This window comes from Bradyrhizobium sp. YR681 (assembly GCF_000282615.1).
In the GTDB taxonomy this organism is placed as follows: Bacteria; Pseudomonadota; Alphaproteobacteria; order Rhizobiales; family Xanthobacteraceae; genus Bradyrhizobium.
Genome location: NZ_AKIY01000149.1, coordinates 1 through 4884, shown reverse-complemented (window position 1 = coordinate 4884; position 4884 = coordinate 1). Strand labels below are relative to the sequence as shown.

The 4884-nt window shown below is 66.3% G+C and carries 5 protein-coding genes; all 5 read right to left on the bottom strand.

Annotated features, from left to right (window positions below; all coding sequences use genetic code 11):
* Nucleotides 1-2765, bottom strand: a 2765-nt coding sequence (uvrB, locus tag PMI42_RS12550; RefSeq protein ID WP_008134454.1) for an excinuclease ABC subunit UvrB, incomplete at its 3' end; no start/stop codon positions are given.
* A 118-nt stretch (nt 2766-2883) separates the two neighbouring features.
* Nucleotides 2884-3396: an HAD family hydrolase gene (locus PMI42_RS12545; RefSeq protein ID WP_035965432.1), complete on the bottom strand. Its 513-nt coding sequence runs from the start codon at nt 3394-3396 to the stop codon at nt 2884-2886.
* 24 nt (nt 3397-3420) lie between these two features.
* Entirely contained in the window at nt 3421-3651 is a 231-nt protein-coding gene (locus tag PMI42_RS12540) for a hypothetical protein (RefSeq protein ID WP_008134449.1), read from the bottom strand.
* Nucleotides 3652-3694: 43 nt separating this feature from the next.
* On the bottom strand, nt 3695-3922 hold the full coding sequence (locus tag PMI42_RS12535) for a hypothetical protein (RefSeq protein WP_008134447.1): 228 nt from the start codon (nt 3920-3922) through the stop codon (nt 3695-3697).
* A gap of 139 nt (nt 3923-4061) precedes the next feature.
* Nucleotides 4062-4884: LysR substrate-binding domain-containing protein (locus tag PMI42_RS12530; protein ID WP_008134446.1), on the bottom strand; the 823-nt coding region annotated here is incomplete at its 5' end.

Sequence of the window (4884 nt, the reverse complement as noted above, 5' to 3'; positions counted from 1 at the left end):
GGCTTGTGGACCTTCGAGCCGCTGCCGCCGCCGCTCGCCTTCAGTGCGGAGCTTACGGTCTTCTTCTTCATGGCGCTGACGGGCAGATTGGCGGCGTCGCCGTACTTCTTGGTGCCGGCATAGGCGCCGGCCTTGCCCTGCACGGTGCGCTGTTTGGCGGTGGGATCGTCGACCACCGCGAGCTCGGTCGCGCGCAGGCGCTTGACCTCGTCGCGCAGGCGCGCGGCTTCCTCGAAGTTCAGGTCGGCGGCGGCCTCGCGCATCCTTGTTTCGAGATCGACGAGCACGGCTTCGAAATTGTGGCCGATCGAGATGACGTCGTCGGTCATGTCGTGGCCGCCGATTTCGACCAGCACGTGGTCGCGCTCGTAGACGGAGTTGAGGATGTCGCCGATCTGCTTCTTCACGCTCTCCGGCGTGATGCCGTTGGCGGTGTTGTACTCGACCTGTTTCTCGCGGCGGCGGTTGGTCTCGGCGATGGCGCGCTCCATCGACCCCGTCATCTGGTCGGCATAGAGGATCACCTTGCCGTCGACGTTGCGCGCGGCGCGGCCGATGGTCTGGATCAGCGAGGTCTCGCTGCGCAGAAAACCTTCCTTGTCGGCGTCGAGGATCGCGACCAGGGCGCATTCGGGAATGTCGAGGCCTTCGCGCAAGAGGTTGATGCCGACCAGCGCGTCGAAGGCGCCGAGACGGAGGTCGCGGATGATCTCGATGCGCTCGATGGTGTCGATATCGCTGTGCATGTAGCGGACGCGAATGCCCTGCTCATGCAGATATTCGGTGAGATCCTCCGCCATGCGCTTCGTCAGCACCGTGATCAGCGAGCGATAGCCGGCCTGCGCGGTGGCACGCACCTCGCCGACGAGATCGTCAACTTGCGTGCGGGCGGGGCGGATGTTGACGGGCGGATCGATCAGCCCGGTCGGGCGAATGACCTGCTCGACGAACACGCCACCGCTCTCGTTCAGCTCCCAGCCGCTCGGCGTGGCCGACACCGCGACCGTCTGCGGCCGCATCATGTCCCACTCCTCGAAGCGCAAGGGGCGGTTGTCCATGCAGGAGGGCAGGCGGAAACCGTATTCGGCCAGCGTCGCCTTGCGGCGGAAGTCGCCTTTGAACATGGCGCCAATCTGGGGGACGGTGACGTGGCTCTCGTCGGCGAACACCAGCGCGTTGTCGGGGACGTATTCGAACAGGGTCGGTGGCGGCTCGCCGGGGAGGCGTCCGGTGAGATAGCGCGAATAGTTCTCGATGCCGGCGCAGCTCCCGGTCGCCTCCATCATCTCGAGGTCGAAGGTGGTGCGCTGCTCCAGCCGCTGCGCCTCCAGCAGGCGTCCCTGGTTGTTGAGCTGGTCGAGCCGCATCTTCAGTTCGGATTTGATCGACTTGATCGCCTGCACCAGCGTCGGGCGCGGCGTCACATAGTGCGAATTGGCGTACATCTTGATGAATTCGAGCTCGTCCTGCTTGTGGCCGGTGAGCGGGTCGAATTCCTCGATGGTCTCGATGGTGTCGCCGAACAGGTTCACGCGCCAGGCGCGGTCTTCATAGTGCGCCGGGAAGATGTCGATGACGTCGCCGCGGACACGAAACGTGCCGCGGGTAAAATCGGCCTGGGTGCGCTTGTACTGGAGCGCGACGAGGTCGGCGATCAGCTGGCGCTGGTCGATGCGCTCGCCCTTCTTCAGCGCAAACGTCATCGCGGTGTAGGTCTCGACCGAGCCGATACCGTAGATGCAGGACACCGAGGCGACGATGATGACGTCGTCGCGTTCGAGCAGGGCGCGGGTTGCCGAGTGCCGCATGCGGTCGATCTGCTCGTTGATCGAGGAGTCCTTCTCGATGTAGGTATCGGTGCGCGGAACGTAGGCTTCCGGCTGGTAGTAATCGTAATACGAGACGAAATATTCGACGGCGTTATCCGGGAAGAAGCTCTTGAACTCGCCATAGAGCTGGGCGGCGAGCGTCTTGTTCGGCGCCAGGATGATGGCCGGGCGCTGCGTTGCCTCGATCACCTTGGCCATGGTGTAGGTCTTGCCGGAGCCGGTGACGCCGAGCAGCACCTGGCTGCGGTCGTTGCGGTTGATGCCCTCGACCAGCTCGGCGATCGCGGTCGGCTGGTCGCCGCGCGGCTCGTAGGCCGACTTGATCTCGAAGCGCACGCCGCCTTCGGACTTCTCCGGGCGCGGCGGCCGGTGCGGCGTCCACACCTTGGTGGAGCCGTCATCCTTGCGGAACTCCGGACGGCCCTCGCGGATCAACGATTCCAGTGCATCGGCGGTTGCCTTGACGCCGAGCGCCTCCATCTTGTTGCGCGGCGGACGCGCCAGCGCCTCGGCGTCGTCCTCCTCCGTGGGAAAACCGAGCTGCCGCGCCAGTTCCGGATCGAGCGTCGGGATCGTGGCGGCGGTGCCGTAATTGGCTTGCGGCGCCTCGTCGAGGCCTTCGGTGGACGCGCGGGCCCCCGGCGGCTGCGGGTTGGGCCGCAGCGGCATCGGCTTGGCATTATCCTGCGGAAACTCTTTCGGCGTCGACGCCCGCGCCCGATGCGCGGCGGCCTCGCCGCCAGCCCGGCGGTCGCGCGAATTGTCCGGCGGCGGCTGCAGGCCGGTGCCCGATCCAAGCCCGGCATCGCCACGGTTGATCGCGGGATTGAGCAGCTCGGCCAGCGCCGGCCCGATCGGCTGCACGTCAGGGCGGTGCGCCTTCGAGTTCGGGGCTTTGATTTTCGGGGATTTTGGGGGAGCAGGTTTCTTCGCCATGAGGCGAATATGGGACGAGTCCGCCGCTCAGAAAAGGGCGAATGCCCGTCTGTGCTCAGGCTGCTGACAGCAGGTTGGCAGCAGGGGAGGATCCCGCCGTGGGCGGCGCGTTCGGCCGCTAGCGGCCGGCCGCCCGGATCTTTTGCAAGATCAGCTTCGGTGCGTCAGACCAGGAGGTGAAATCGAGGCCAAATTGCAAGGTCTTCATGTGAAGCTCGTCGCGGCACACCCTGATATGTTCGGCGTTCTCCGTGATGAAGAGCGTGTCACGCAGGGTGGCGCGGATCCCGGCGCGCTTGAGCGCGGTCCTGAAGGCCTTGGCCGCGGGCTTCCTCACCCCGGCATGGGTCGACAGCGTCACGCGTTCGTCGACCGGCTCGAAGAAGCGCCGCAGATGGGTCCCGTCCAGCACCCCCAGATATTCGACGAATGCTGCCGCGATGGCCTCCGGGGTCCTTGGTTCCGGCATCGTGTAGTCGGAGGCCAGGCACATGACCAGCGGTTTGCGGTTCGCTGCTTTCAGGGCTTTGAGCCTGGCGAGGGCGTCCTCGACCCCGGGGAACGGCTTCTTGGCGGCGGTGTCGTAGAGCGTGTCTCCGAGGTCGAGCAGCAGAGCCTTGATCACCGTCATGCCTCCTGCACGCCCCGCGCTGCCTCACGCCGCCGGCAGCGGTCCGTCGTCGTCCTCGCTCGCCGCGTACGGCTTGAGAATGTCGAGATGGATGCCGCCGCAATCGGTGCAGCGCATGGTCCAGTACTCGCACCCGGCGCGGCCGCCGATCACCCGGAGCACCGTGAGATCGCCGTCGCATTCCGGACAGTTCGACAGGACGGTGCGTGTATAGATCCGAGGCCGCGATGTGTTTTCGAATTCGATAACTGACATGACCGGTTCCCCCTGTGTTGCGCCGCCCGTCTCGAAAGTCCGTCTATTCGTCGTCGCTGTCGTCGGCCCGCCGGCGGAAGCGATCGATGTGGTGCTTGGCATCGCGGATCGCTGCGTCGCGGTCGGGCCAGGCGAAGCCGACTTCCATGGCCGGAAACAGCACGCCGTCGATGGCAACCAGGCTGAGATCGGCGCGCCGGATGCGGGCGTGCCAGAGGCCTTTGCCGGCCTCGAAGGATTCAATGTCAAAGCCGTCGTAAAGGGTCGTCATTGGTAGTCCCCAGAGTGTGTTTTACGTCTTGGCCGAGTGTTTTTGCTCGAGCGCCTTGTTGGAGGGTCAGGGGACCACATTTGCGGATTTCGGGATGTGAAGCCGTTCACAAGTGCCGGGGTTTTTTGCCCCTCGGCTCTCAGTTCCGCGCCGTTGTGCGGCCGGTCCGTTTCACCGGCCGGGCCGCAGGCTCGGAGGCCGCGCGCATGATCCAGCGGCGGAACGCGGCAAAATCGCGCTGCTCGGTCTGAAAGCTGCGATAGAGCAGGTACCAGCGCATGCCCTTGGGCACCGAGAGGTCGAACGGAGCGACCAGCCGGCCGGCGGCGAGATCGTCGTCGATATAGGGCCGGATGCCCATGCCGATGCCGAGGCCGTCGGCGGCGGCCTGGAGCGCCTGGCCGTAGAACTGGAATTCCGGTCCGCGCGCGGTGATCCGCGACAGGCCCGCCGCCTTCAGCCAGATCGGCCAGTCCTCCGGCGAATGCGTGACGCGGATCAGGCCGGGCCCCTTGAGGTCGGCGGGCCGCTTCAGGCCGCTCGCGAGCCGGGGCACGCAGACCGGCGTGAGGTCGCCCGCGAATAGCGGCTCGGCGACCAGCCCCGGCCAGTCACCGGTGCCGAGCTTGATGCCGCAGCTCCAGTCCTCGCCGAACGGGACCTCGGCGCCGCCGGTGGTGAAGCGCACCTCGATGTCCGGCTCCTCGCTGCGAAACTCCGACAGCCGCGGGATCAGCCAGCGCATCGCAAACGTATGGCCGACGCCGATGGTGAGCACGCGCACGCTGGAAGGCGCGGTCACCTGTGCGGTCAGGCTTGCCAGCGCATCGAAGATCGGCGTCAGCCCGCTCTGATAGGCCCGGCCGGCCTGCGTCAGCGCCAGCCTGTTGGCCTTGCGCTCGAACAGTGCGACGCCGAGCCGCTCTTCCAGGAGATGCACCATGCGGCTGACGGCGGGCGCC

What these genes read in the sequence shown, in the direction of transcription:
- PMI42_RS12545 (WP_035965432.1), bottom strand. Translation starts at nt 3,396, where the DNA reads ATGACGGTGATCAAGGCTCTGCTGCTCGACCTCGGAGACACGCTCTAC.
- PMI42_RS12535 (WP_008134447.1), bottom strand. Translation starts at nt 3,922, where the DNA reads ATGACGACCCTTTACGACGGCTTTGACATTGAATCCTTCGAGGCCGGC.
- PMI42_RS12540 (WP_008134449.1), bottom strand. Translation starts at nt 3,651, where the DNA reads ATGTCAGTTATCGAATTCGAAAACACATCGCGGCCTCGGATCTATACA.